Consider the following 23,509-nt stretch of genomic DNA (forward strand, 5'->3'; position numbering starts at 1 on the left):
CACTTCATATTACAATCCTTCATGAAAAAAACGCTGGACTCTCCGCTTAGGGGAGTCTTTACACTAGAGGAGAAAGGAGGGCGGACAGCGTGCTGTACACAGTTAAGGAAGTAGCGGAGCTTTCCCGCGTGACGATCAAGACGTTGCACCATTACCACCGGATTGGCCTGCTCATTCCGGGCGAGATCAGTGAAGCGGGCTATCGGCTGTACGGCGACAAAGAGCTTGCGCGTTTGCAGCAAATTTTGTTTTACCGCGAACTGGATTTTCCGCTGCAAAAAATTCGCGAGCTGCTTGATGGAGAGCCGGAGCGAGAGCTTGTGTTGCAAGAACAGGAACAGCTGCTCTTGGCCCGACAAAGCAGGTTGGAAGAGGTCATACGCACGCTGCAAAAAACGCTGGCGTGCCTGCGAGGAGGAAAAGGAATGGATAACCAAGCGATGTTTCAAGGGTTTAGCAGTGAGGAAGAGTGGAGAGCAGCCCTGCAGGAGCAAAGCGAGCATTTGCAGGAAACGTACGGATACGATCTGGCACAGGAAGCTTCCATCGACGTGGCGAAGATGAATGAACAAGCGCAGGAAGCCGAACGGTTCATGGCGCAGATGGCTGCCGCATTGCGCGATGGAGTCAAGCATACGGATGCGAAGCTGCATCAGTTGATCGGGGAACATCTGCGTTTCATGCATGAGCACGGGCATTCGCTTACTCCGTACGAGTTTGCCGGGCAGACTCGGTTTTTCCTGCAAGACGACTTCCATTTGCAGATGCTGGAGGGGCAGCAGACAGGACTTGCCTATTTTCTGGCGATCGCAGCCGAAGCGTATGCGGCTCATGCAAAAGCAGAGTAGGGAAAGAGAGAAGGGACCATTGAGAACGATGGTCCTTTTTCTTTTGGTCTTTTGGGCAAAAAGCGTGTGCGGCGTTCAGGGAATAATTTACAAAAAACAGGGGCGGTATATTGACAGAAAAATCTAGGACTGTTATAAAAAATAGTGGATAGCACTCTCGCGGTGAGAGTGCTAACAATTGTGTGTGGCAAAATAGAAGGGAGAATGGCCGATGGAAAAAAAGCAGTTTCAGGCTGAATCGACGCGACTGTTGGAAATGATGATCCACTCCATTTACACGCAAAAAGAGATTTTCCTGCGTGAGCTGATTTCCAACGCAAGCGATGCGATTGACAAAATCTATTACCGCTCGCTGACGGATGATCAGCTGGTGTTCGATAAAGACAATTACTTCATTAAAATTAGCGTGGACAAGGCTGCCCGCGAATTGACGATTACCGATACGGGAATCGGCATGACCGCTGAAGAGCTGGAAAACAACCTGGGCGTGATCGCCAAAAGCGGTTCCCTTGCCTTCAAAAAAGAAAACGATGCCAAAGACGGCTACAATATTATCGGGCAATTCGGGGTGGGCTTCTACTCTGCCTTCATGGTCGCTGACGTCGTAACGGTCACGAGCAAAGCGCTGGGAGCAGACACAGGCTACAAGTGGCAATCCAGCGGAACCGATGGCTATACCATCGAGCCTTATGCAAAAGATGAGGTCGGCACCACGATCACTCTCAAAATCAAAGAGAATACGGAAGAAGAACGCTACGATGAGTTTCTGGAAGAGTATCGCTTGAAGGCGATTATCAAAAAATACTCGGACTTCATTCGCTACCCGATCAAGATGGACGTGACGAAGCATCAGCCGAAAGAAGGCAGCGACAGCGAGTTTGAGGAAGTGCAAGAAGAGCAGACGGTCAACAGCATGGTGCCGATCTGGCGCAAGAACAAAAACGAGCTGACTGACGAAGACTACGAACAGTTTTATGTAAGCAAGCATTACGGTTTCGACAAGCCGCTTGCGCACGTTCACGTCAGCGCGGATGGAGCGGTCGTCTATCAGGCGATTTTGTACATCCCGGAAAGCATTCCGTTCGACTACTACTCCAAAGAGTATGAAAAAGGTCTGGAGCTGTACGCCAATGGTGTACTGATCATGAACAAATGTGCTGACCTGCTGCCAGATTACTTCAGCTTCGTCAAAGGGATGGTCGATTCGGAAAGCCTGTCTCTCAACATTTCCAGGGAAATGCTGCAGCATGACCGCCAGTTGAAGCTGATCGCGAAAAACATCTCCAGCAAAATCAAGGGCCAACTGCAAAGCATGCAAAAAAATGAGCGGGAGAAGTACGAAAAGTTTTACGAAGCGTTCGGCAGACAGCTGAAATACGGCGTATACAGCGATTTTGGCACACACAAGGACACGCTTCAGGACTTGCTCATGTTCTACTCTTCCAAAGAGAAAAAGCTGGTGACGCTGGCCGAGTACGTCGAGAGAATGCCGGAAGACCAGAAGTACATCTACTATGCGACAGGGGAATCCAACGAGCGCATCGAAAAACTGCCGCAAACCGAGCTGGTATCCGACAAAGGCTATGAAATCCTTTACTTCACAGAGGATATCGACGAGTTCGCGATCAAGATGCTGCGCACCTACAAAGACAAGGAGTTCCGTTCCGTCTCCAGCGCCGATCTGGGAATTGAACCGGACGAGCAGGACAAGGCGGCAGACGCTGAAAATGAAGACAACCAGGAGCTGTTCGCTTACATGAAGAGCCTGCTCGAAGGCAAAGTCGCAAGCGTAAAAGCATCCAAGCGTCTCAAATCCCATCCAGTCTGCCTGTCGACAGAAGGCGATGTCACGATCGAGATGGAAAAAGTGCTGAACGCCATGCCGAACAGCCAAGGCGTGAAAGCGCAAAAGGTGCTGGAGATCAACGTGAACCATGACGTGTTCCAGTCGCTGAAGGCCGCTTTCGGTCAAGACAAGGAAAAAGTGAATTTGTACACAGCGGTGCTTTACCATCAGGCGCTGCTGATCGAAGGCTTGCCGATTGAAGATCCGGTCGCGTTCACGAACGATATTTGCAAAATGATGGTATAGCAAAAGGGGGATGCATGAGGCATCCCCCTTTTTTCGCTGGAAATAATCGCTTGCGAAAAGCACATCGCGCATCGCGGTTTTCTTGCATTCGCCGAGTGTGGCCGAGAAGATGGAAGCAACAAAGGAGAATCGTTCCCAAGCGCTCTTGGCGTGTAGCGATCCAGTCCGGTTCGTGATGGAGGTCGGAAAATGCGGGCTGAGCAGCTGCAAAAGGCGCTTGCGACCGATGCAGATGAACTGCGCAGCCTTGTGGGAGTTCCGCACGAGACAGTAGCGAAAAAGCATTGCCCAGGTGGAAGCGCACGTCATCAACGGAGTTACGCTAAAGTAAAACCGTTAGCTGTTGTGGGAGCAAACCTTAAAGCTGCCTTCAAGTTTTTTTCGTTTGCGATGTTGTCCGTTCCTATGCGCTCCAGACATGAGGCTGAGCCTAGCCACGTATGCGGGTTACCTGCCCAGCACCATCCGAGCTTCGGCTTGCCTTGACTGATCCACAGGGCCGTTACGCGCCGATCGCCACAACGGGAGCCGAGCAGGGAAAAACCGTTGTTCTTTTTCAACAGCTCAGGAAAGTGGGTAACGAGGGCAATGCCTTCCTCCAGAGTAAGCGGAGAGCGCCCTTGGGCCAAAAGGCGGGGCAGGGCGTCGTTCGGCGTGACGTTGAGCGTTTGTCGTCCGGTATCAATGTCAGCCAAAAGATAGGCGACTCCGGCAGGCAACGCGATTCCATCGATCGGCTTGAAGCGGCACATATCCTGCTCATCCATGACGCTAAAGCCTGCCTTTTTCTGGCGCTCCACGAGTTGGATGGCACGGCTGCTGTCGACCCACTCGCTTTTTACGACGAGGGCAAAAGGAGCATAGCCTTCAGGCAGTTCCGTCTCATTCGTCCACGGAGGAAGCGAGGCTGCTTTGTCCTTCAACGGTTCCAGTTGCTTGCGGAATGCGCTCTCTGTCATCCGGGCAATGCCAGGATACCCTTTTGCAACGAGATTGGTAACTTGGCGTTCAAATTCCATTTCCAACAGGTCAAAGACGATGGGAAACCCCTCCTTCGATATGCGCATCACTAACGAGGACATTTTTCCTTTTCATCTTACAACATGGATGCTAATTCGAAGGTTTGGTCAGAAGTTTTGTTGAATAAATAGGGGAGAGTTGCTCAAACGTTATAAGCGGGCTTTAAACCTGGAACAAATGAAGAGAGGGGTCCACGGAAAAATGCGGCCGATTGACATTGCGCGAAAATTGAAGCTGAGCACAAGCGCCTTGCGCAACTACGAAGCGCAAGGACTTGTTCCGCCAGTGGAACGGTCTGCGGGCGGCTATCGTTTGTATACCGCCGAGCACGTTGCCTATTTTACTTGTATACAGGCTATGTCGCCCGGGTTCGGGATGGAGGTGACTGCGGAAGTTGTGCGGAACGTTCAAGCAAGGCAGCTCGATGCGGCGCTATGGCGCGTGAATGAGGTGCAAGCCCTTTTGCAACGGGACAAGCAACTGGCAGAAAGCAACATGCGGATGTTCTGCGAGCTGGATGGCAAGCAAACGCAAGCAGAATCTGGCGAAGCGTGGCTGACGATCAAGGAAGCTTCCCGAAAAACAGGGCTTCCCAGCTCGACGATTCGTCATTGGGAGAAAACAGGGCTGATTACAACCACGCGCGATCCGCAAAATGGCTATCGGTTGTTCAATCGCTCGCATATCCGAAAAATTATGCTTTTGCAAGCGTTGCGCGCGCAGGTGTATTCGCCAACGGTTGTAGAGCTGAAAAATGCCATTGCTCACATGAGGGAAGACGATGTTTTAGAGGCGAGAAAAATCGCCACGGACTCCTTGCAGTATTTGCATCGGGTCAACTGCTGGCAAATGCGCGGAATCCATGCTCTCTATGATCTGTGCCGATTGGTAAAGCTGGTTGAATGAGAGGAGGGTGCCTTCGGTTCGGTAACCGAAGCTTTTTCATCATGTATGCAGAAACTTGTTTTCCTGCTTCCATTCTACTTTGCGGAAAAACAGGGGCAACTCGCTTTCGTGCAACGGTTTGCTGATCAGAAAGCCTTGCACAAAATCACATTTCCACTTTTGCAGGCTGTGGAGCTGTTCAAACGTCTCGATGCCTTCAGCGACGACAGTGAGCCCCAGTTTGCGCGCCAGTGAAATGATCCATTCGACGAGTACCGTTCCTTCATAATGATTGGCAATATGAGCGACAAATGACCGATCGACTTTAATAGTTGAGAGGGGGAGAGTCGTGATGTATTCAAGCGAGGAGTATTCCGTCCCGAAATCATCCAATACGATTTTGATGCCGTGGTTAGCGAATTTTTTCAAAGTATCGATCCGTCTGTCCTTGAGCGAGATTCTGTCCCGTTCTGTCAATTCCAGCTCCAATGATTGAGGGGAGAGAGCTGTTTTCTGCAAAATGCCGCATACCCGATCGAAGAAGAGAGAGTCTTGCAATTGCAGGCCCGAGATGTTGACTGACATGACGGAAGTGGGCATGTACTTTTCTTGAATTTGCTTGTTTTTTTGGCAAGCGGTCTGGATGACCCAGTCACCGATGGAATAAATCAGTCCGATCTCTTCGGCGAGCGGGATAAATTCCGTAGGGGAGATCGGTCCGAAGAGCGGATGGTGCCATCTGAGCAAAGCTTCAAAACCGCGTACGTTGCCAGAGACGGTTTCGAACTGCGGTTGGTAATGCAAAGTCAGCTGTTCAAGCCGTACTGCTTCTTGCAAATCATTGGCCAGTCTCAGCTTGTGCTCCAGATCCTCGCTCGTCAGTAACGATGTAAACTCCATGTTTTATTTACCCTCCATTTTGCGTCCATTTCTTCTGGGATTGATTATGCACGGGATGTATTAGATAAGTTTCTGTCTATGTATTAGGATAGTGTGAAATAATCTCAAAAAAATAGCACCATCTCGCAGGAGACGATGCCATTTGTCTGCTAGTTTTTAGAAACGAACTTGTATCCTACACCCCAAACGGTGCGGATGTATTTCGGTTCCTTCGGATTGTCTTCGATTTTTTTGCGCAGGTTGGCGATGTGAACATCGATGGCCCGATCTGTCACAAAAGAATCGAAACCGCGCAGTTCGTAGAGCAATTCCTCCCGACTGAATACTTTTCCCTCATTTGTAATGAACAGACGCATAATCTCAAATTCGGAAAAAGTCGTTTCGACGTGAAACTGATTGACAAAGATCGCCCTGCGCTCCAAATCGAGCAGGAAAGTATTCTCGGAACTCGCGACTGCTGTGTCAGCCTGTTCCCCGCTTTCTGGGGCAGCAGGCTGTTGGTATTGGTGGGTTCGTCTGATCATGGCTCCGATTTTTGCGGAAATCTCTCGCAAGGAAAAAGGCTTGCAAATATAATCGTCCGCTCCAGCTTGCAAAGCCTCTACGCGATCGGATACGTCTGTCTTCATCGAGACAATCAGGATGGGAGCAACGGAAAAGGTGCGCAGCTCGCTGCATATCCTGGTACCGCTCATATCCGGCAGAATCATGTCCACGAGGATGACATCCGGAGCAAATGATTGCGCCATGTCCAAGCCTTTCTGTCCATGATCCGCTATTTTTACAGAATAGCCTTCTTCGGTTAAATACATGGCCAGCATTTCGCCCATAATCTGATCGTCTTCGATAATCAATAGGTTGTACATCAGATTCCTCACTCTTTCTGGGAGAAAGTTATTCGTAAAAATGGGAAAGAGCTAGCAATTTTTCGTTTTTTCCTAATACTTTTCTCATATTTTAGCAAAAAAGCGAGGAGAATGGACCTAATTTCATGAAAAATGCTAAAAAAATGTTAGGAGATTGCCAGAGTTTCTTGCCATTCGTTTGCTAACGCTAACACTTCGTTCAACTGCCATTCCAGCTCGCTCATAAATTCTTGATAATCGTTCGGATTTACAGAAGCAGAAAGCTGCGCCTCCATTTTTCTTGATAAAAGAAGCAATCTTTGTGCAGACAAATTTCCCGCAACACCACTGAGAGTGTGAATCATTCTTCTTGCTTCCTGGAAGTTTCCTGCGAGAAACGCCGTTTGGAGGTTTGTTGTAAAATCCGAATATTCTTTAGAGAATGAACGGAGAATTTGCGTGTATATCGGGATTTTTCCATCCAGTCGCTCCAGTGCGAGCGAGACATCCAGACAAGGTACGGGAATTGCTCGCTTCAATGTTTCCTTCATCTCGCCCAAATGAATCGGCTTGGTAATGACGCCGTTCATCCCCGAACGGTAGCAATTGTCGTGTTCGGCTTTAATGACGCTCGCCGTCATCGCAATAATGGGCAGGCTGGCGTACTGTTTGTGCTGGCGGATGCGGATCGTCGCTTCACAACCGTCCATCTCCGGCATGTGGACATCCATGAGAATCAGGTCCCATTTTCTCGTCTCCAAAAGCTCCAGCACTTCTTGCCCGTTTTTGGCAACGGTCACAGCGTAACCTTCGCGCCGGAGGAACTCTACCGCTACCAGCTGATTGATCTCGTTGTCCTCTGCCAGCAAAATTTTGCCGCGATATCCGGGGAAGAGGACGTTTTCGTAAGGAGCGGACTGCGGCTTCTGCAAAGTCTCGGTCACATGTGTTTCCTTGTGCTCCTGTGCCCCCAGTATCGCGCGCGCTACATCCATCCGGTTAATCGGCTTGATCAGAACAGCGTCAGGCTGGGCGGATTCCTCCAGGGAGGCCAGCTCGTCGCGGCCGTACTCTGTCGTCATGGCAATCGTCGCTGCGTCGCATAGCTCGGCGAGCGCGTGCAGCCGCTGCAACGATTCTACGCCGTACATGTCTTCCGCTTCCATGTCGACGAACACAAAGCGAAACGGGTTGTGCGCTTCAGCGTGTTCCAACAGCTCGAAAGCCTCTCGCCAGGTGGCGACGCAAATAGGCGAAAAGTTTAAGCCAAACAACATGTCAGCCATGCTGCTTCGCATTTTGTCGTGATTTTCCACAATCAGGACACGCTGGCCTTCGTAGCCTGGTGGCAGCATGGAGCCAGGGCTTTCGCTTTCCCGCCAGGGCGCGTGTTCAAACGGGAGGGTGAAGGAGAAGCAGCTTCCTTTGCCGATTGCGCTAGTCACTTCGAGAGTGGCGCCCATCATCTCGACAAGGCTGCGCGAGATGACCAGACCAAGTCCGGTGCCGCCGTATTTTCTGCTCGTCGTGCCATCTGCCTGTGTGAACGGTTCAAACAGCTTGCCGAGCTGATCTTCCGACATGCCGATGCCTGTATCCTCTACGGCAAAATGCAAGTACAGCAGTCGTCCTTCTTCTTTTTCCAGCGTGATTCGCACAGAGACGTATCCTTGCTCGGTAAACTTGATGGCGTTGTGGCACAGATTGAGCAACACTTGCTCGAGCCGATGCTGGTCCCCGATCAGTTTGGGCAACATTTTCGGCGGCAGATCGAGAATGATTTCGATTTGCTTCGTCCCGAGGTAAATGCTCAGCATGTGCGAGAGCCGCCGGACAAAATCGTCGAGGTCAAAGCTTGCCTTTTCCAGCTCCAGCTTGCCAGCCTCGATCTTGGAAAAGTCGAGAATCTCGTTAATGAGGCGGAGCAATACTTGGGAGGAAGACAGCACCTTGTCCAAGTAATCTTTTTGCATCACCGTCATCACCGTTTTCTGCATCAGTTGGGACAGTCCGATGATCCCGTTGAGCGGGGTGCGGATTTCGTGACTCATCCGCGCCAAAAAGTCGGTTTTCGCCTTGCTCGCTTCCTCCGCTTCTTCTTTGGCTGCCCGCAGTTCGGCCTGAATCCGCCGCTGTTCCTTTAACATGAAGTGCAGCAAAAGCGAGAGCAGACTGACCAGAACGAAAATGGAAACTTTGGTAATCAGGCTGGACAAGTCTTGTACAGAGTTCAATTGTCCTAGCGCTTCGCTGGCAGGCAGTACGGCTGCGACAGACCAGCCCGTGGAAGAGACAGGGGAGTAGCCGATGTAATAGTTGTTGCCGTCGATGGAGACGAGTTGCAACCCTTTTTGTCCAGCGACCATGCTTTGTCCGATTTTGGCCAGATCGCCTGGTTGTTCCGTCAGCTTGTGCCGGCTGACAAGCTCCGGATTCGGATGGTACATGATCGTTCCGTCTTTGGAAACCAGGATGGCGTAGCCCGATTCCCCGATCGGGTACGTGCCGAGCATTTGCGGAATGTCGTCGAGCAAAATATCGATGGCGACGAAGCCCAGCAGCCTTTCGTTTTCCTCAATCTTCATGGTGCCGCTGGTCACCATTTTTTTCGTGAGATAATCGGCGTACGGCTCGGAAAAAACGACGTCATTGGAACGGACGGCGTCTGGATACCAGGGGCGTTTGGTGAGCGACCAGTCTTTTCCTGAGAGCGTGTCGGTGTTGCCGATCGTGAAGTTGCCCGCATTGCTGGAAACCCATACAAGGCCCAGGTTGTGGTCCAGCCGCTGGATGCCGTCCAATGCGGTCGCTACGTCCAAGTAATGCGGGCTGGTGAAGGCATGCTCTCGCGTCTGCACGGTTTGCAGGTAGCGCAAGATTGCCTGGTTGGTGCTCATTTGCCTGATCAGCAACGCTTTTTGCGCAAAGAAAGCGTCCATCCGTTCGGCCAGAGCCTGGCTTTGCAGGGTCAGCTTGTTCTCAATCTCGACTTTCATGATCCGGTTGGTTTGGGAGCGCATGATGTAGCCGGACAGGGAGAAGGCGACCACGATGATCAGGAGGATGAGAATGGTCAGTTTTCGGGCATGGCTGACGTGAAAAGTTTTCATGAACGACCTCGCAATCTGTGATGTAGGTTGTTTTCATTTTACAACACAAATCTCAAAATCTTCCGGAAAAAGCGCGGCTTGCTCCCGATTCATCTAGTAAAATAGAGAGGAAGGGGTGACAGTCATGTACACCGTATGGAAAGTGAAATACTTGAAAATATCTTCCTACCTCAAACTATGTGTGGGAGCCGGTTTTTCACTGGGTCTCTTGATCGGACTTGTTCAACTGCTTTTTCTGTTTTTGATGCGTGCCACAGAGGGACATTCAGGAGCAAGCGGCATGTGGGACAGCTTGCTTGCCGGCCTGGCGAATGCGGCAGGCACTGTCATCGTCTATACTTTTGGCGCCGCGGTTATCAGTCTTATTTCTTATTTTCCTTTTATGGCTTTTCTCAAACGCAAGCAAGGAATAAAGATCGAAGGAATATTGGAACCATTTGAAGAGAGCGAGATCAGGTCATGACATCCGGGAGAGAATCGCACATGCATCCATTGCGTCCAACGATGACGGTCGAGGAAGCCGTCGCCCATTTTACGCCAGACCGGAACGAAGTGCAGGAAGTATACAGTGAAGAAGACGAATTTATCGGCTATTTGACGGTAGAAGCGATCGCCCATGCGATTCATCGCGGGGAATTGACGCGGCCGATTGTCGAGTACGTGGTGCCGGAAGTGAGCTTGCCGGATCGAAAGCGGCAGGCAAGCTCGCAGGCGCAGCTTCACGCTTTTTTCGAGAGTCCGATTTGCCAAATCGTGTTTAATGCGCTGTATGACGGCGTGTACATTACAGACGGAGCAGGCATTACTTTGTTCATCAACCAGGCGTACCAGCGCATTACCGGGATTCGCGAAGAAGAGGTCATCGGCAAGCATATGGGCGATTTGATCAAGCAAGGCATGATCTCCGTGTCCGCTTCGCTGGAGACGATCCGCACGCGAAGGCCCGTGACGCTGATCCAGACGATACGCAACAGCCGCAAAATCATCGTTTCCGCGACGCCTGTGCTGTCGTCCGCAGGCGAGATTTTATACATCATCAGCAGTGTCCGGGACATCACCGAGCTGATTCGCTTGAAGCACGAGCTGGATAGTCAAAAGCTGCTGCAAAGCGATGTGCCCCCTGCCGATCAGATGGGGCTGGAAGATGTTGTGCTCGGGCCAGCGACGCGCTCGCTTTTCCGCCTGGCTGACAAAGTCGCCAAGACAGATGCAAAAATTTTGTTGCAGGGCGAGACGGGTGTAGGGAAAAGCATGATTGCGAAATACATCCACGCCAGGAGCAGTCGAGCCAACGAAATTTTTATGGAGTTGAACTGCGCGGCAATCCCGGGCCATCTGGTGGAGGCTGAGCTGTTTGGCTACGAGCCGGGTGCGTTTACGGGAGCGCTCAAGCAAGGCAAGGTCGGCATTTTGGAAAGCGCCCATCGCGGTACGCTTTTTCTCGACGAGATTGGCGATTTGCCGCTGGAGCTGCAAGTCAAGCTGTTGAAGGTCGTGGAGGAAAGCAAATTCATGCGCGTCGGCTCCACGCAAGTGCGACATGTAGATGTGCGGATCATCACGGCGACTCATCGGGATTTGGCTACGCTGGTGCGGGAAGGGTTGTTCCGCGAGGATTTGTACTATCGGCTGAACATCGTCACTTTCGAGGTTCCACCGCTGCGGCAGCGCCGGGAAGAGATTGTCCCGCTGCTTGAGTCCTATCTGGAAAAATTCAACGAAAAGTACAACGAGCAAAAAACGATGACGCTGGAGTGTTACGAGTGGCTGACCAACTACAGTTGGCCGGGGAACATCCGGGAGCTGGCGAACCTGGTCGAGCGGCTGGTTGTCACGACTTTTCACAACACGATTGACGTGGGAGATTTGCCCGGCTTTTTGCAACAGGTGTTTCCGCAAGCGGAGCCGACGTCGTTGCGCGATGCGGTGGCACGACTGGAGCGCAGCATGATCAGCCAAGCGATCCAGACGCACCGGACGACCAGACTGGCAGCAGAAGCGCTTGGGATCAGCCAAAGTGCGCTCGTCCAGAAGATGAAAAAGTGGCAGCTGCACATCGGCAGCGAACCGGAGTTGAACGAATAGGAAAACATCCCGCGAGCGCCTGACGCCATCGCGGGATGTTTGTTTTACTCATGCAGCCACATTCGTTCATGAATGTGGTTTTTGGTTGTGTCGCTTACCGCTTACGAGTTTTCGGCAATTTTGACCTGATCGACTTTCGCTTTGCGCAGCTTGTAAATCACCACGAGCATGATGAACCAGACAGGTGTGATGAACAAGGCAACGCGCGTGTCTTCAGCAAGTGCGAGCACGACGAGAATGAACGCGAGAAAAGCGAGAATCAAGTAATTGGCAAACGGATAGAGCGGCATTTTGAATTTGTTTTGCGCTGCCAGCTCTGGTCTTGTCTTGCGGTATTTCAGGTGGCAAATGACCGTAATGCCCCAGATGAACAGGAAGCAAACCGTCGAGACACTCGTGATCAGCGTGAAGACGCCTTCTGGCATGATGTAGTTCAATACAACGGCGATGAGAATGACGACGGTAGAGAAGAACAGGGCATTGGCAGGAACTTGGCGAGTCGTGAGCTTGGTCATGGCCGCAGGCGCGTTTTGTTCTCTGCCCAAAGAGTAGACCATTCGGCTTGTACTGAAGACGGCGCTGTTACATGCCGAAGCGGCGGAGGTCAGTACGACAAAGTTGACGATTCCCGCAGCGGCAGCAATTCCGATTGCGGCAAACACTTGCACGAACGGGCTTTCTGTCGGAACGATCGCACTCCATGGGTAGATGCTCATAATCACGATCAGCGCACCGACGTAGAACAGCAAGACGCGGATCGGAATGTTGTTGATCGCTTTTGGAATGACGCGCTCAGGATTTTCTGTCTCTCCGGCAGTCAGCCCGACCAGCTCAATGCCGACGAACGCGAAGACGACCATCTGGAACGAAAGTAAGAAGCCGTTGATTCCGTTCGGGAACATCCCGCCATGGCTCCACAAGTTCGTGAAGCTGGAAGCGCCGGAGTTGGTAGAGAAGCCTTTGACGATCATGACGATACCGACGACGATCAAGGCGAGAATCGCGATGACTTTTACCAGCGCGAACCAAAACTCCATTTCTCCGAACAGCTTCACGGTTGCCAAGTTCATGAAAAGTAAAATTACGAGGGCAATCAACCCCGGCATCCATTGCGGCACTCCCGGAAACCAATACTGTGTGTACAAGCCGACAGCCGTCAAATCGGCCATGGCAATCGAAATCCAGCAAAACCAATACGTCCAGCCTGTGACGAACGCAGCCATGTTTCCGAGGTAGTCTTTTACGAAGTCGACGAAGGAATGATAGTTCAGGTTGCTCAGGAGAAGTTCACCGAGCGAGCGCATGATCAAAAAGCAAATAATCCCAGTAATCAGGTACGCAAACAAAATGGATGGCCCGGCGAGGTGAATGGATTTTCCCGCACCCAGAAATAGTCCGGTACCAATGGCTCCACCGATTGCGATGAGTTGAACGTGTCTGTTTTTCAGACCTCTCGCCAATTTTTGTTGTTCCATGTGATCCCCCTCTTTCTCTCTGTCTGATTCTGCACAGTTACTTGGAAAGACAACTACTTGCTCGACGACTTTTTCTTCACAAAAGTTTATGGTTCTTTATAATTCTCATAGTAACATAGCTGTACAGAATAAATACATCATTAAGTTACTTCCAACGGAAAAAACGCTTACATTTTTCAGTGAGTCCTTATTTTTTGCTGTTTGCTTCCGGTTGCTCCCTCCTTGTTTGCCCGAGTGGGGATGTGGCTGTTCCCCTGAAAGCGCAGCGATTTCTAGCAGCAATCCTATTTTTCGCCAATAAAAAAAGGAACGGGAAAAATAGGCTGGTTCCTATTTTCCTCTGTCCTTTTACCTGAGAGTGTTTAACTCCTTTGGTGGCCAATGGCTCTCTCCAGAGATGCGTCCCATTGCGGTCCTTTTACCTGAGAGATTTGTCCTGGGGGTCAGGATTTGCTCCTTCGGTGCTAAACGGTAAGTTTAGTCTCTCCCACAATATTCATCCGCGATAGATATTCGCATGCGTTCTTTTGATAGTAAATTATTCCAAATAGCTTGTCAAACGAAAATTGCCAATTGACAGACTATTTTAAGCATAAAACATTTTTGACCGATTGAAGTCCAACAAACAAGGGAGATGGCAAGAATCAACAACAATTTGATTCGAAAACAAATCAATATGATGTATTTTGATTTGAAACATGATCGGTGATCGGATGAAAACGGTTGCTTTTTGTTCCGGGCAAAGCGAGAGTGAAAAATGTGACGAACATGTGAGAAAAGGTGGTTTCGCGAGCGGAAATCTACCATTTCGCCGGAAGCAAACGAGGTTGAGTGCAGCGAATTTTAAGGCTTTGGCACGGGAGTTGCTTTTAAGTGGCAGCACAGAGAAGGGAGAGAGTGACAACATGAACATTTCTACATTTGCTGCTGCGAACAAGCTGGTCACAGGCCGCGATTCGCTGGCATTGCTTGCAGAGGAAGTCGCCCGGCTGGGGGTGCAGCGTCCGCTGATCGTCACCGACCATATTTTGATTCAGGCCGGGGTGGTAGCGCAAGTCGAGGAGCTTTTGCCGATGAAGGCAGGCATCTTCCCGGACGTCAATCCGGAGCCGGAAATCGAAATCGTCGACCTGTGTGTCAGCATGATTCGCGCAGGAAGCTACGACGGGCTGATTGCGGTCGGCGGAGGAAGCGCGATCGACATTGCGAAAGCGGCTGCGGTCATGGCGACTAATGAGGGCAGCATCGAACAGTATTTTGGCACGAATCTGGTCAAGCAGCCGGGCTTGCCGCTGATCGCGATTCCGACCACAGCGGGAACAGGCTCGGAAGTGACCAATATCTCGATTTTGTCTGATACGAAGGAGCAAGTAAAAAAAGGAATTGTAAGCCCTTACTTGCTGCCGGATGTGGCTATCGTCTCGCCGATGATGACGCTGACGTGCCCGCCGAGTGTTACCGCTGCGAGCGGCGTGGATGCGTTGGTGCATGCAGTGGAAGCTTATATTTCCAAGTTTGCCTCCCCAGTCACGGACGCGCTGGCGATTGGCGCGATGAAGCTGATCGCCGTTCACCTGCCAAAAGCGTACGCGGCCCCGGACAACATCGAATCGCGCGAAGCCATGATTACAGCCGCGTTGATGGCGGGTCTTGCCTTCGGAAATGCAGGGGTAGGAGCTGTACATGCCCTGGCTTACCCGCTCGGCGGACGCTTCCACATGGCGCACGGCGTCAGCAACTCGCTGCTTTTGCCTTACGTGATGCGCACGAACAAGATCGCCTGCCTGGAAAAGTTGGGAGACATCGCCCAGGCGCTCGGAGAAAATACAACTGGCCTGAGCCTGGATGAAGCGGCGGAAAAAGCGATCGAAGCGATGACGCGTCTGTGCCGTTACGTGGAAATTCCCCAGTCGTTGCGCGAGTTCAACATCCCTGAGACAGCGCTTGCCGAGATGGCGGAAGAAGCGATGAAGCAGACCCGGCTTTTGAAAAACAATCCCCGCACCTTGCGGAAAAAAGACATAGAAGATATATATCGCGCAGCTTACTAAGAGGGGGATATCACATGAAGTGGAAGCAACGCAAAGATGGTGCAGAGACTCCGTATATTCCGGCTGGCCCGTTCAAAATTCGCCTGCCGTTCGTGCATTATCGTTTTGAATGGCCTGATTACTTGCAAGGATTGCTGATGTGCGCCGTCGATCTCGGCGCCATCACGTTGCTTGCCGATCACCTTGGCATGCCGTTTGAGGTCGGCTTGGCTGTCGTCATTTTAAATGGCTTCTTGTATTTGCTGCACCACTTGCTGGGCGATCCGGTCATTCCGGGCTGGATTACCCCTGCGATTCCGTTGATCGTGCTGTTTGTCGGGCAATTTCCCGAAGGGCCGGATCGGGTGTACGCCCTGATTGCCTTCCAGTTGACGCTCGGGCTGCTATCGATTATTTTGGGCGTCACCGGGCTTGCCAAACGGGTAGTCAACTTCGTGCCGAACGCGATCAAATCAGGCATTATCCTCGGCGCGGGGATTGGCGCGATCACCTCGATTTTTGAAAAAGGCGGGAAGTTCGACCTGTTCCCGTACACGATTGCGATTTGTATCGGTTTCTGCTTTTATCTCGTATTTTCCAAGCATTTTGAAGGATTGAAGCAAAAAGGCAAGCTGTGGGCGCTGCTCGGCAATTTGGGGATTTTGCCTGCGATTTTGTTGGCGGTATTCGTAGCGCCGATCTTCGGGGAAGCGAAGTGGCCGGACATTCAGTGGGGATTCAGCCAACCGGACTTCGCCACGCTCTGGTCGCAGTATACGGTTTTCGGCTTGGGGCTGCCGGCGCTGTCCTTTTTCATCACGGCGCTTCCTGCGGTGTTCGCGACTTACCTTGTCGTCTTTGGCGATGTGCTGAAAACGAAAGCGCTGTTATCCGAATCTGACCAGGTGCGTCTCGATGAAAAAGTCGACTACAATCCTGACCGGGCGCACATGATTTTTGGCGGACGCAACATGCTGATGAGCCTGATCGGACCAGATATTACGATGTGCGGCCCGATGTGGGCAGCGATGCAGGTCGTGGTCGTGGAGCGGTTCAAAAAAGGCAAGCAGGCGATGAACTCCTTTTTCGGGGGCGCAGGCTCTTTCCGCTGGGGAACGAATACAGGTCTGCTGCTGTTGCCGATCGTCAGCCTCGTTCAGCCGATTCTCGGTGTTGCAGTGGCATTGACCTTGCTCGTGCAAGGCTACGTCAGCGTGCGAATTGGCGTGATGCAGGCGCGCAGCCAGCGCGATTTGGGGATCGCCGGAGTCGTCGGAGCCATTCTGGTGATCAAAGGCGCAGCGATGGCTTTTGGCGCGGGAATTTTGCTGTGCGTTTTATTATATGGAAAAGATTGGTTGCGCGGAGAAAAAGAGAAATTGTTTACAGCCAATGAACAGGAGGAAAAAGCGGCGTGAAGCAACAAGAGTGGAACAAAGGGATTTACGTGAATGGAACATGGCTGACACTTGACAAGCGCATGATCGTGCAAAATCCGGCGACGCTCGCGACGATTGGCAGTGTGCCGGACGCAGGTGCGGAAGAAGCGAAGCAGGCAGTCGATGCCGCGCAAGCCGCTTTTGCAAGCTGGTCGAAAACGACGGCTTACGAGCGGGCCACTCTTCTGGAGCGCTGGCATCAGGCCATTGAAGCCAGACTCGATGAAATCGCCTACGTGATGACGATGGAGCAGGGCAAGCCGCTTGCAGAAGCGCGGGGCGAGGTGCAGTATGCCAACAGCTACATCAAATGGTACGCGGAAGAAGCGAAGCGGATTTACGGGGAGACGATCCCGTCGTCTGCCGTCTCCAAACGGATCATCGTCCAGAAGCAGCCTGTCGGTGTCGTGGCTGCGGTTACTCCGTGGAACTTTCCGGCGGCAATGATCGCGCGCAAGCTCGCTCCGGCGCTTGCCGCAGGCTGCACGGCCGTAGCCAAGCCAGCGGAACAGACGCCGTTGACGGCGCTGTTGCTGGCGGAATGCGCCGAGGAGGCTGGCATCCCCGCAGGTGTGATCAACATCGTCACTACTTCGCGGGCGGGAGAAGTGGTCGACGTCTGGATGGAAGATTCTCGCGTGAAAAAGCTGACGTTTACCGGATCGACGCCTGTGGGCAAGCTCTTGATGAAAAAAGCGGCGGACACCGTGAAAAAGCTGTCTCTGGAGCTGGGCGGTTTGGCGCCGTTTATCGTGGCAGAAGATGCGAATCTCGAAGCGGCTGTCAAAGGCTTGATCCAGTCCAAATTCCGAAACGCCGGGCAAACGTGCATTTGCGCCAACCGGATTTACGTGCACGAGGCTGTGAAAGAACCATTTTTGCAAAGGCTGACAGAAGCGGTCGCTGCGCTGCGCGTAGGTGTCGGCACAGAGGACCATGTCGAGATCGGCCCGCTGATTGATGACAGAGCGGTCAAAAAAGTCCGGCAGCAGGTAGACGACGCTATCTCCAAAGGGGCTGTGCTGCATGGCAATCCGGAGCTGGAAGGTGCGGTCGGCTATTTCTTGAAGCCTGTGGTGCTCTCGGAGGTCACAGACGAAATGCTCTGCATGCAAGAGGAGACGTTCGGGCCGATTGCTCCTGTCAGCACGTACTCCGACGACGCGGACGTCATCAGACGCGCGAATGCGACACCGTACGGACTGGCGGCTTACGTTTTCACCCAGTCGTTGACGCGGGCATTCATGTTCTCGGAAAATCTGGAATACGGCATTGTCGGGGTAAACGACGGGGGGCCATCTGTCGCGCAAGCACCGTTTGGCGGCATGAAGGAAAGCGGTCTCGGCCGGGAAGGCAGTCACCAAGGAATCGAAGAATATTTGGAGGTCAAATACATTTCGCTGCAACTGGTGTAACCAACAGATGGCAAAGTGAATAAACAAAGAGCACAGCGCGTGATATGCGGGCTGTGCTTTTTCTTTATTCCCTAGAAAATGAAATTAAGGGTTGACAGTGAGAACGATTTCCAGTAAATTTTGCATCAGGGAAACATTTTTATACACAAGCATATTATTTTGCCATGGCGAATATTATTGGTTAATAACTACAATTTTGTGTATAAGCATATATAAGTGAGTCGGGACAACCAGAGCGGATGATGTAGCGCAACAGCGAGAATAAAACGACTGATTATTTTTGGAGGGAATCTCATGAATAGTGCTGTGTCAGTCAGAGAGCTTCACGTTTCCTATTTTGGAGTTGAGGTCGTGCAGGGTGTATCGTTTGCGGTTGAGCAGGGCAGCATGGTGGGCATCATCGGCCCGAACGGCGCAGGCAAATCGACCATGATCAAAGCCATGTTGGGGTTGATCGGAAAAGACAAGGGAGACGTCCTGTTTTACGGCAAAGAAGTAAGCGAGGTGCGCAAGAAAATCGCTTATGTGCCGCAGCGAAGCCAAATCGACTGGACGTTTCCGATCACGGTGATGGATACGGTTCTCATCGGAACATATCCAGGCGTCGGATTATTCAAATTTCCGAAAAAAAAGGAAAAGTTGTGGGCGATGGAGTGCCTGCGAAAAGTGGGACTGGAGGACTTCGCCAAGCGGCAGATCGGCGAGTTGTCAGGCGGGCAGCAGCAGCGCGTATTTTTGGCCCGGGCACTGGCGCAAAAACCGGAATTGCTCCTTCTGGACGAGCCGTTTGTCGGAATCGACGTCGCCAGCGAGGAGACGATCATCCATATTTTGAAGGAGCTTCAGCTTCAGGACAAAACGATCGTAGTCGTCCACCACGACTTGAGCAAAGCGAATGCGTATTTCGATCAGCTGCTGCTTTTGAACAAGGAACTGATCAAGTTTGGAGCAGTCGATGAGGTGCTGAACCGGGAAGTCATGTCCAAAGCTTACGCGCATCAGCTGCAATTTCTGGAGAAGGCCGAGGTAACTGCGTAATGGAATTTTTACATGCGATCGGACAATATGATTTTTTGCAAAAGGCATTGTTTACATCAGTCGTGGTGGGAATCATTTGCGGGGTCATTGGCAGCTTCATCATTTTGCGCGGGATGTCGTTGATGGGCGATGCCATCTCCCACGCGGTTTTGCCGGGGGTGGCGCTCTCGTATGCCTTCGGGATCAACTTTTTCCTGGGCGCAGTCGCCACCGGGGTGCTTACAGCGATCGGGATCGGATATGTCAGCCAAAACAGCCGGATTAAAAACGATACGGCGATCGGAATTTTGTTCACTTCCGCTTTTGCCTTGGGAATCATCATGATTACGATGCTGAAAAGCAGCACGGACCTGTATCACATTTTGTTCGGGAACGTTCTGGCAGTGCGACCGTCCGACATGTGGGTGACGGTCGGGATCGGCGTGATTGTGATTGTGACCGTCTACGCGTTTTTCAAGGAACTGCTGCTGACGTCCTTCGATCCGACGATTGCGGCGGCGTACGGTCTGCGCAACAATCTGATTCACTATTTGCTGATGACGTTGCTGACGATGGTCACCGTAGCGTCGCTGCAAACCGTGGGAATCGTGCTGGTGGTCGCCATGCTGATTACTCCCGCAGCGACAGCTTATTTGCTGACAGACAGACTGTCGGTGATGATTTTCCTGGCAGCGAGCTTCGGAGTCATTTCAGCGATTATCGGCCTGTACTTCAGCTTTACCTACAACCTGGCTTCGGGGGCAACCATCGTAATGGTGGCGACAGGTTTGTTCCTTCTGGCCTTCCTGTTCTCGAAAAAGCACGGAGTTGTATGGAAATCCATTCGAGTGCGGCAAAAAAGAGCCGAGCTTTCGAAGTAAATAAAAGGAGAACTCGTCATGAAAAAATGGAATCTGTTTCTCGTCTTTCTCATCTCATCCGTCCTGCTCGCCGCGTGCGGTGCGCCGCAAAGTTCCAATCAAGAGGTAAAAACTGGAAATGAAAAGCTGCACGTAGTGACAACGTATTCGATTTTGTATGACATTGTGAAAAATGTGGGCGGAGATCGCGTGGAAATTCACAGCTTGGCTCCGGTCGGCTCGAACCCGCACGAATACGATCCGTTGCCAGCCGACGTGCAAAAAACGACGGATGCCGATGCTGTGTTCTACAACGGCTTGAATCTGGAAGCAGGAAACTCGTGGTTTGAAAAGCTGATGCACACAGCAGGCAAGTCTGGACAAGATGCACCCGTGTTCCGCATGAGTGAAGGCGTAGCCGCCAAGCATTTGACGACAAAAGGCAAAGAGAGCGAAGAAGATCCGCATGCGTGGCTGGATGTGCGCAACGGCATCAAGTACGCGGAAAATGCCAGAGACGCACTGATCAAAGTCGACCCGGCGCACAAGGACACGTACGAGCAAAATGCAAAAGCGTACAACGAAAAGCTGCGCGCTTTGCACGAAGAGGCAGTCAAGCAATACAATCAAATTCCGCGTGAACAGCGCGTTCTCGTAACGAGCGAAGGAGCGTTTAAATATTTCAGCGAAGCATACGATTTCGACGCCGCCTACATTTGGGAAATCAACTCGGAAAACCAAGGAACGCCTGAGCAAGTCAGCCAGGTAGTCGATACGATCCGCGCGAAAAAAATTCCGGCTCTGTTCGTGGAAACGAGCATTGACCCGCGCAGTATGGAGATGGTATCCCGGGAAACCGGCGTGCCGATCGTCGGAAAAGTGTTTACCGACTCGCTCGGCAAGCCAGGCGAAGATGGCGATACGTACATCAAAATGATGGAGTGGAATATTAAGACAATCTACGAAGGCTTGACGAAAAAATAGAAAGCAAGTCGTACACGGCGCAGCTCTCCATCCAGGGGGGCTGTGCTTTTTTAGCCGATGGAGGAGTTGTCCGCAACAAGGGGCGGATGAACTTTTCGAAATGATTTTCTCGTAAAAAAACACGAGATTGAGGTATAATAGTTGAGTGTGAAAATGGACTACGGAGTCTTGCAAGCAATCAATCTGTGACGTTGAAAGAGAGTGGGAATTTATGGGTCGTAAGTGGAACAATATCAAAGAGAAAAAAGCGTCGAAGGATGCGAGCACCAGTCGCGTATATGCCAAGTTCGGGAAGGAAATTTATGTAGCGGCGAAGCAAGGCGAGCCGGACCCAGAGTCGAACCGCGCTCTGAAGGTCGTCCTGGAGCGTGCCAAAACATACAGCGTACCGAAAGCGATTATTGACCGCGCAATCGAGAAAGCGAAGGGCGGATCGGAAGAAAGCTACAGCGAGCTGCGTTATGAAGGCTTCGGCCCGAACGGCTCGATGGTGATCGTGGACGCCTTGACCAACAACGTAAACCGCACAGCGTCTGAAGTGCGCGCCGCTTTCAACAAAAACGGCGGAAACATGGGCGTGACCGGATCTGTCGCTTACATGTTCGACCCGACTGCGGTGTTCGGCCTCGAAGGCAAAACCGCCGAGGAAGTGCTTGAGCTGTTGATGGAAGCCGAAGTCGATGTGCGCGACATTTTGGACGAAGACGGAGCTGTCATCGTCTACGCCGAGCCTGAGCAGTTCCACGCTGTACAGGAAGCGCTGAAAAAAGCGGGCATTACCGAGTTTACCGTAGCGGAGCTGACCATGCTCGCTCAAAACGAAGTAACGCTGGACGAAGAGGCGCAAGCCCAGTTTGAAAAAATGATCGATGCGCTGGAAGACCTGGACGATGTGCAACAGGTGTACCATAACGTTGATCTGGGAGAATAAATATGTCCGTGAAAAAACCTTTGCTGGCAGTTGCTGCGAAGGTTTTTTTTTTATGGGCAAAATAAAACCGCCTCCTAAAAGGAGACGGCATATATCGAGCTCGCTAGTTTTGAGGTGTTACCGATCATCACGTGCGACGCATCTACCTCCAGTGTGAAGTTAGAAGCTTATTGCAGTGTTGCGGTTTTCCTTACTCACTAGGTGATCGTGTAAATCATCCATGGCACATCGCCTCCGTTAGGGACTACAGCCTGTTTGAAAACACACCACCGAGCTCGATAAGTATAGTATGGTCCGATTTTGTGCTTTTATACATCATTTCAACATGCGGGCGGAAATCGCGTTCATGAAGGACTGGTTGCTGTAGGCAGTGCCCCCGGCCAAGCCCGGATTGACGGCGTTGACGTATACGCGGCCCTCTTTGGTCACATGCAGGTTGCTCCATTCGCTTTTTTGCTGCAACTGTTCAAAGGCAGCTTCTGCGCCGGGGTCGCTGCTTTTGTCGACCATGACAAACAAATAATCGGGGTCTGTCTGGGCCAGTTGTTCAAGCGTCAGCGATACAGGCTCTTTTGCCTGTTCTACAACGTCTGGTGTCGCCAGCCCGAGATCGGTGTAGAGCAAATAGTTGTACCGTTCGTTTTTCGGGGAGACGACAAAAGCGCCCTCGTGGAACCAGACAGCCAACACCTTTTTATCCTTCAGCGGGGCAAGCTTTTCCCGCGTATTTTCGATGTTGGTTCTTACCTTGCTCACAATCGCATCCACGTTTGCGTCTTTGCCGCGCACTTCAGCCAAAAGCCGCAGGTTGTCTTCCCAGTGCGCTCCGTTCGAGGAAATAGGGATCACGGACGCTGCCTTTTCCAGCGTGGCGCGCTTTTCCGCAGGCGTCTTGTCAGAGGTCAGGATAGTGTCCGGGTAGAGAGCTTTCAGGTCATCAATCCGCTCGACGATGTCTGCCGGGAGCTTTTGCGTATTTTGCGTAATCGAGGCGTATTCCTGCGGGAACGCGCCGGATTTTTCTACCGTTGCGGCGAACGGCGGTATGCCGAGCAAAAGCGAGTCTTCAAAGCTGCTTCGCGAATCGACAAAGGCGATTTGTTTGGTTCGCGCCGGAATTTTATAGGCAGTGCCCAAATATTGAATGGACCTGGTCGGCTTTGCGTCAGGCGAGCCGTCTGCGGTTTGCCCTCCGGAACCCGCGCCGCATGCGGCAAGCAACAGAAAAACAGCCGTCACAGGGATGGCCAGTAGCTTTTTGTACATCTCTCGTCACTCCGATCGTACATATATGGTCTGTCTATGGCAGGGGAGATCATCACAGTAAATTATAGGGTACCCGAATGAGCCAGGGCTGCTTCATTCCTGAACATTTTCAGACATTCTCCCGTAAGCTTTTTCCGTCACCAAGAGCCATCGCCCCATGACGAAGCAGTATCCGTCAGCGCCAAGCGGCTTTTCGCCCTCCTGCGAGACAGGCTTTTCGGTGCGGTTTTCGTATTGTCTGTTCACAGCAAATGTTCTACGATGGACAAATACAAAACGAAACGAAAGTCTAACTGAGCTTTTGGGG

Annotated in this window: 19 protein-coding genes and 2 riboswitches; of the genes, 12 read left to right on the plus strand and 7 right to left on the minus strand. The window is 51.7% G+C overall.

What is annotated here, in order from left to right; genetic code table 11:
* Positions 1 to 89 precede the first annotated feature (89 nt).
* Together DEP07_RS01520 and htpG are read left to right on the plus strand one after the other, a co-directional pair.
* Positions 90 to 848 (plus strand): MerR family transcriptional regulator, encoded by a 759-nt coding sequence (locus DEP07_RS01520; RefSeq protein WP_173596126.1) that lies wholly within the window; start codon positions 90 to 92, stop codon positions 846 to 848.
* Between the two features lie 211 nt (positions 849 to 1,059).
* Complete coding sequence (gene htpG / locus DEP07_RS01525) at positions 1,060 to 2,940, plus strand: molecular chaperone HtpG (RefSeq protein WP_063228559.1); 1,881 nt, start codon at positions 1,060 to 1,062, stop codon at positions 2,938 to 2,940.
* 317 nt (positions 2,941 to 3,257) lie between these two features.
* Here the strand turns inward: htpG and DEP07_RS01530 are convergent, their stop codons facing one another.
* A complete protein-coding gene (locus DEP07_RS01530; protein WP_280648139.1) occupies positions 3,258 to 4,022 on the minus strand; it encodes a DUF5701 family protein in 765 nt (254 codons plus the stop codon).
* 139 nt (positions 4,023 to 4,161) lie between these two features.
* On the opposite strand from DEP07_RS01530, the gene DEP07_RS01535 reads away from it, so the two are divergent.
* Positions 4,162 to 4,866, plus strand: a complete 705-nt coding sequence (locus DEP07_RS01535; protein ID WP_122962992.1) for a MerR family DNA-binding transcriptional regulator — start codon at positions 4,162 to 4,164, stop codon at positions 4,864 to 4,866.
* A 39-nt stretch (positions 4,867 to 4,905) separates the two neighbouring features.
* On the opposite strand, the gene DEP07_RS01540 is transcribed toward DEP07_RS01535, so the two are convergent.
* The 3 genes from DEP07_RS01540 to DEP07_RS01550 form a co-directional block, all read right to left on the minus strand.
* Complete coding sequence (locus DEP07_RS01540) at positions 4,906 to 5,745, minus strand: putative bifunctional diguanylate cyclase/phosphodiesterase (protein WP_122962993.1); 840 nt, start codon at positions 5,743 to 5,745, stop codon at positions 4,906 to 4,908.
* Between the two features lie 149 nt (positions 5,746 to 5,894).
* The gene (locus DEP07_RS01545) at positions 5,895 to 6,611 is read right to left on the minus strand and encodes a response regulator transcription factor (protein ID WP_122962994.1); all 717 of its coding nucleotides are present in this window, start codon (positions 6,609 to 6,611) and stop codon (positions 5,895 to 5,897) included.
* A gap of 146 nt (positions 6,612 to 6,757) precedes the next feature.
* The gene (locus DEP07_RS01550) at positions 6,758 to 9,700 is read right to left on the minus strand and encodes a response regulator (protein WP_287102008.1); all 2,943 of its coding nucleotides are present in this window, start codon (positions 9,698 to 9,700) and stop codon (positions 6,758 to 6,760) included.
* A 124-nt stretch (positions 9,701 to 9,824) separates the two neighbouring features.
* Here DEP07_RS01550 and DEP07_RS01555 point away from each other — a divergent pair, with 124 nt between their 5' ends.
* The gene (locus DEP07_RS01555; protein WP_122962996.1) at positions 9,825 to 10,163 is read left to right on the plus strand and encodes a hypothetical protein; all 339 of its coding nucleotides are present in this window, start codon (positions 9,825 to 9,827) and stop codon (positions 10,161 to 10,163) included.
* A gap of 20 nt (positions 10,164 to 10,183) precedes the next feature.
* Positions 10,184 to 11,785 carry a sigma-54 interaction domain-containing protein gene (locus tag DEP07_RS01560; RefSeq protein WP_122962997.1) on the plus strand — a complete coding sequence of 534 codons (1,602 nt, stop codon included), beginning with the start codon at positions 10,184 to 10,186 and terminating at the stop codon, positions 11,783 to 11,785.
* Positions 11,786 to 11,886: 101 nt separating this feature from the next.
* Here DEP07_RS01560 and DEP07_RS01565 read toward each other — a convergent pair whose 3' ends face one another.
* Entirely contained in the window at positions 11,887 to 13,260 is a 1,374-nt protein-coding gene (locus DEP07_RS01565) for an amino acid permease (RefSeq protein ID WP_122962998.1), read from the minus strand.
* 338 nt (positions 13,261 to 13,598) lie between these two features.
* Positions 13,599 to 13,657: riboswitch (glycine riboswitch) on the minus strand.
* A gap of 3 nt (positions 13,658 to 13,660) precedes the next feature.
* A riboswitch (glycine riboswitch) is annotated at positions 13,661 to 13,760 on the minus strand.
* A gap of 405 nt (positions 13,761 to 14,165) precedes the next feature.
* Here DEP07_RS01565 and DEP07_RS01570 point away from each other — a divergent pair.
* From DEP07_RS01570 to DEP07_RS01600, 7 genes are all read left to right on the plus strand, one after another.
* Positions 14,166 to 15,311, plus strand: coding sequence for an iron-containing alcohol dehydrogenase (locus tag DEP07_RS01570; RefSeq protein WP_122962999.1), 1,146 nt, complete (start codon positions 14,166 to 14,168; stop codon positions 15,309 to 15,311).
* A 14-nt stretch (positions 15,312 to 15,325) separates the two neighbouring features.
* Positions 15,326 to 16,708 carry a hypothetical protein gene (locus DEP07_RS01575; RefSeq protein ID WP_122963000.1) on the plus strand — a complete coding sequence of 461 codons (1,383 nt, stop codon included), beginning with the start codon at positions 15,326 to 15,328 and terminating at the stop codon, positions 16,706 to 16,708.
* Positions 16,705 to 18,144, plus strand: a complete 1,440-nt coding sequence (locus DEP07_RS01580; RefSeq protein ID WP_122963001.1) for an NAD-dependent succinate-semialdehyde dehydrogenase — start codon at positions 16,705 to 16,707, stop codon at positions 18,142 to 18,144. The genes DEP07_RS01575 and DEP07_RS01580 overlap by 4 nt, the downstream gene beginning before the upstream one ends.
* A gap of 294 nt (positions 18,145 to 18,438) precedes the next feature.
* Positions 18,439 to 19,182 (plus strand): metal ABC transporter ATP-binding protein, encoded by a 744-nt coding sequence (locus DEP07_RS01585; protein WP_287102009.1) that lies wholly within the window; start codon positions 18,439 to 18,441, stop codon positions 19,180 to 19,182.
* Positions 19,182 to 20,042: a metal ABC transporter permease gene (locus tag DEP07_RS01590; RefSeq protein WP_173596130.1), complete on the plus strand. Its 861-nt coding sequence runs from the start codon at positions 19,182 to 19,184 to the stop codon at positions 20,040 to 20,042. The genes DEP07_RS01585 and DEP07_RS01590 overlap by 1 nt, the downstream gene beginning before the upstream one ends.
* Before the next feature lie 18 nt (positions 20,043 to 20,060).
* On the plus strand, positions 20,061 to 21,005 hold the full coding sequence (locus DEP07_RS01595; RefSeq protein ID WP_287102010.1) for a metal ABC transporter substrate-binding protein: 945 nt from the start codon (positions 20,061 to 20,063) through the stop codon (positions 21,003 to 21,005).
* 211 nt (positions 21,006 to 21,216) lie between these two features.
* Entirely contained in the window at positions 21,217 to 21,936 is a 720-nt protein-coding gene (locus tag DEP07_RS01600) for a YebC/PmpR family DNA-binding transcriptional regulator (protein WP_122963004.1), read from the plus strand.
* 315 nt (positions 21,937 to 22,251) lie between these two features.
* Here the strand turns inward: DEP07_RS01600 and DEP07_RS01605 are convergent, their stop codons facing one another.
* Positions 22,252 to 23,202 carry an ABC transporter substrate-binding protein gene (locus tag DEP07_RS01605; RefSeq protein WP_173596132.1) on the minus strand — a complete coding sequence of 317 codons (951 nt, stop codon included), beginning with the start codon at positions 23,200 to 23,202 and terminating at the stop codon, positions 22,252 to 22,254.
* Between the two features lie 93 nt (positions 23,203 to 23,295).
* Positions 23,296 to 23,448 (minus strand): hypothetical protein, encoded by a 153-nt coding sequence (locus tag DEP07_RS01610; protein ID WP_167470235.1) that lies wholly within the window; start codon positions 23,446 to 23,448, stop codon positions 23,296 to 23,298.
* Positions 23,449 to 23,509: the final 61 nt, after the last annotated feature.

This window comes from Brevibacillus sp., from assembly GCF_003521185.1.
Classification (GTDB): Bacteria; Bacillota; Bacilli; order Brevibacillales; family Brevibacillaceae; genus Brevibacillus; species Brevibacillus parabrevis.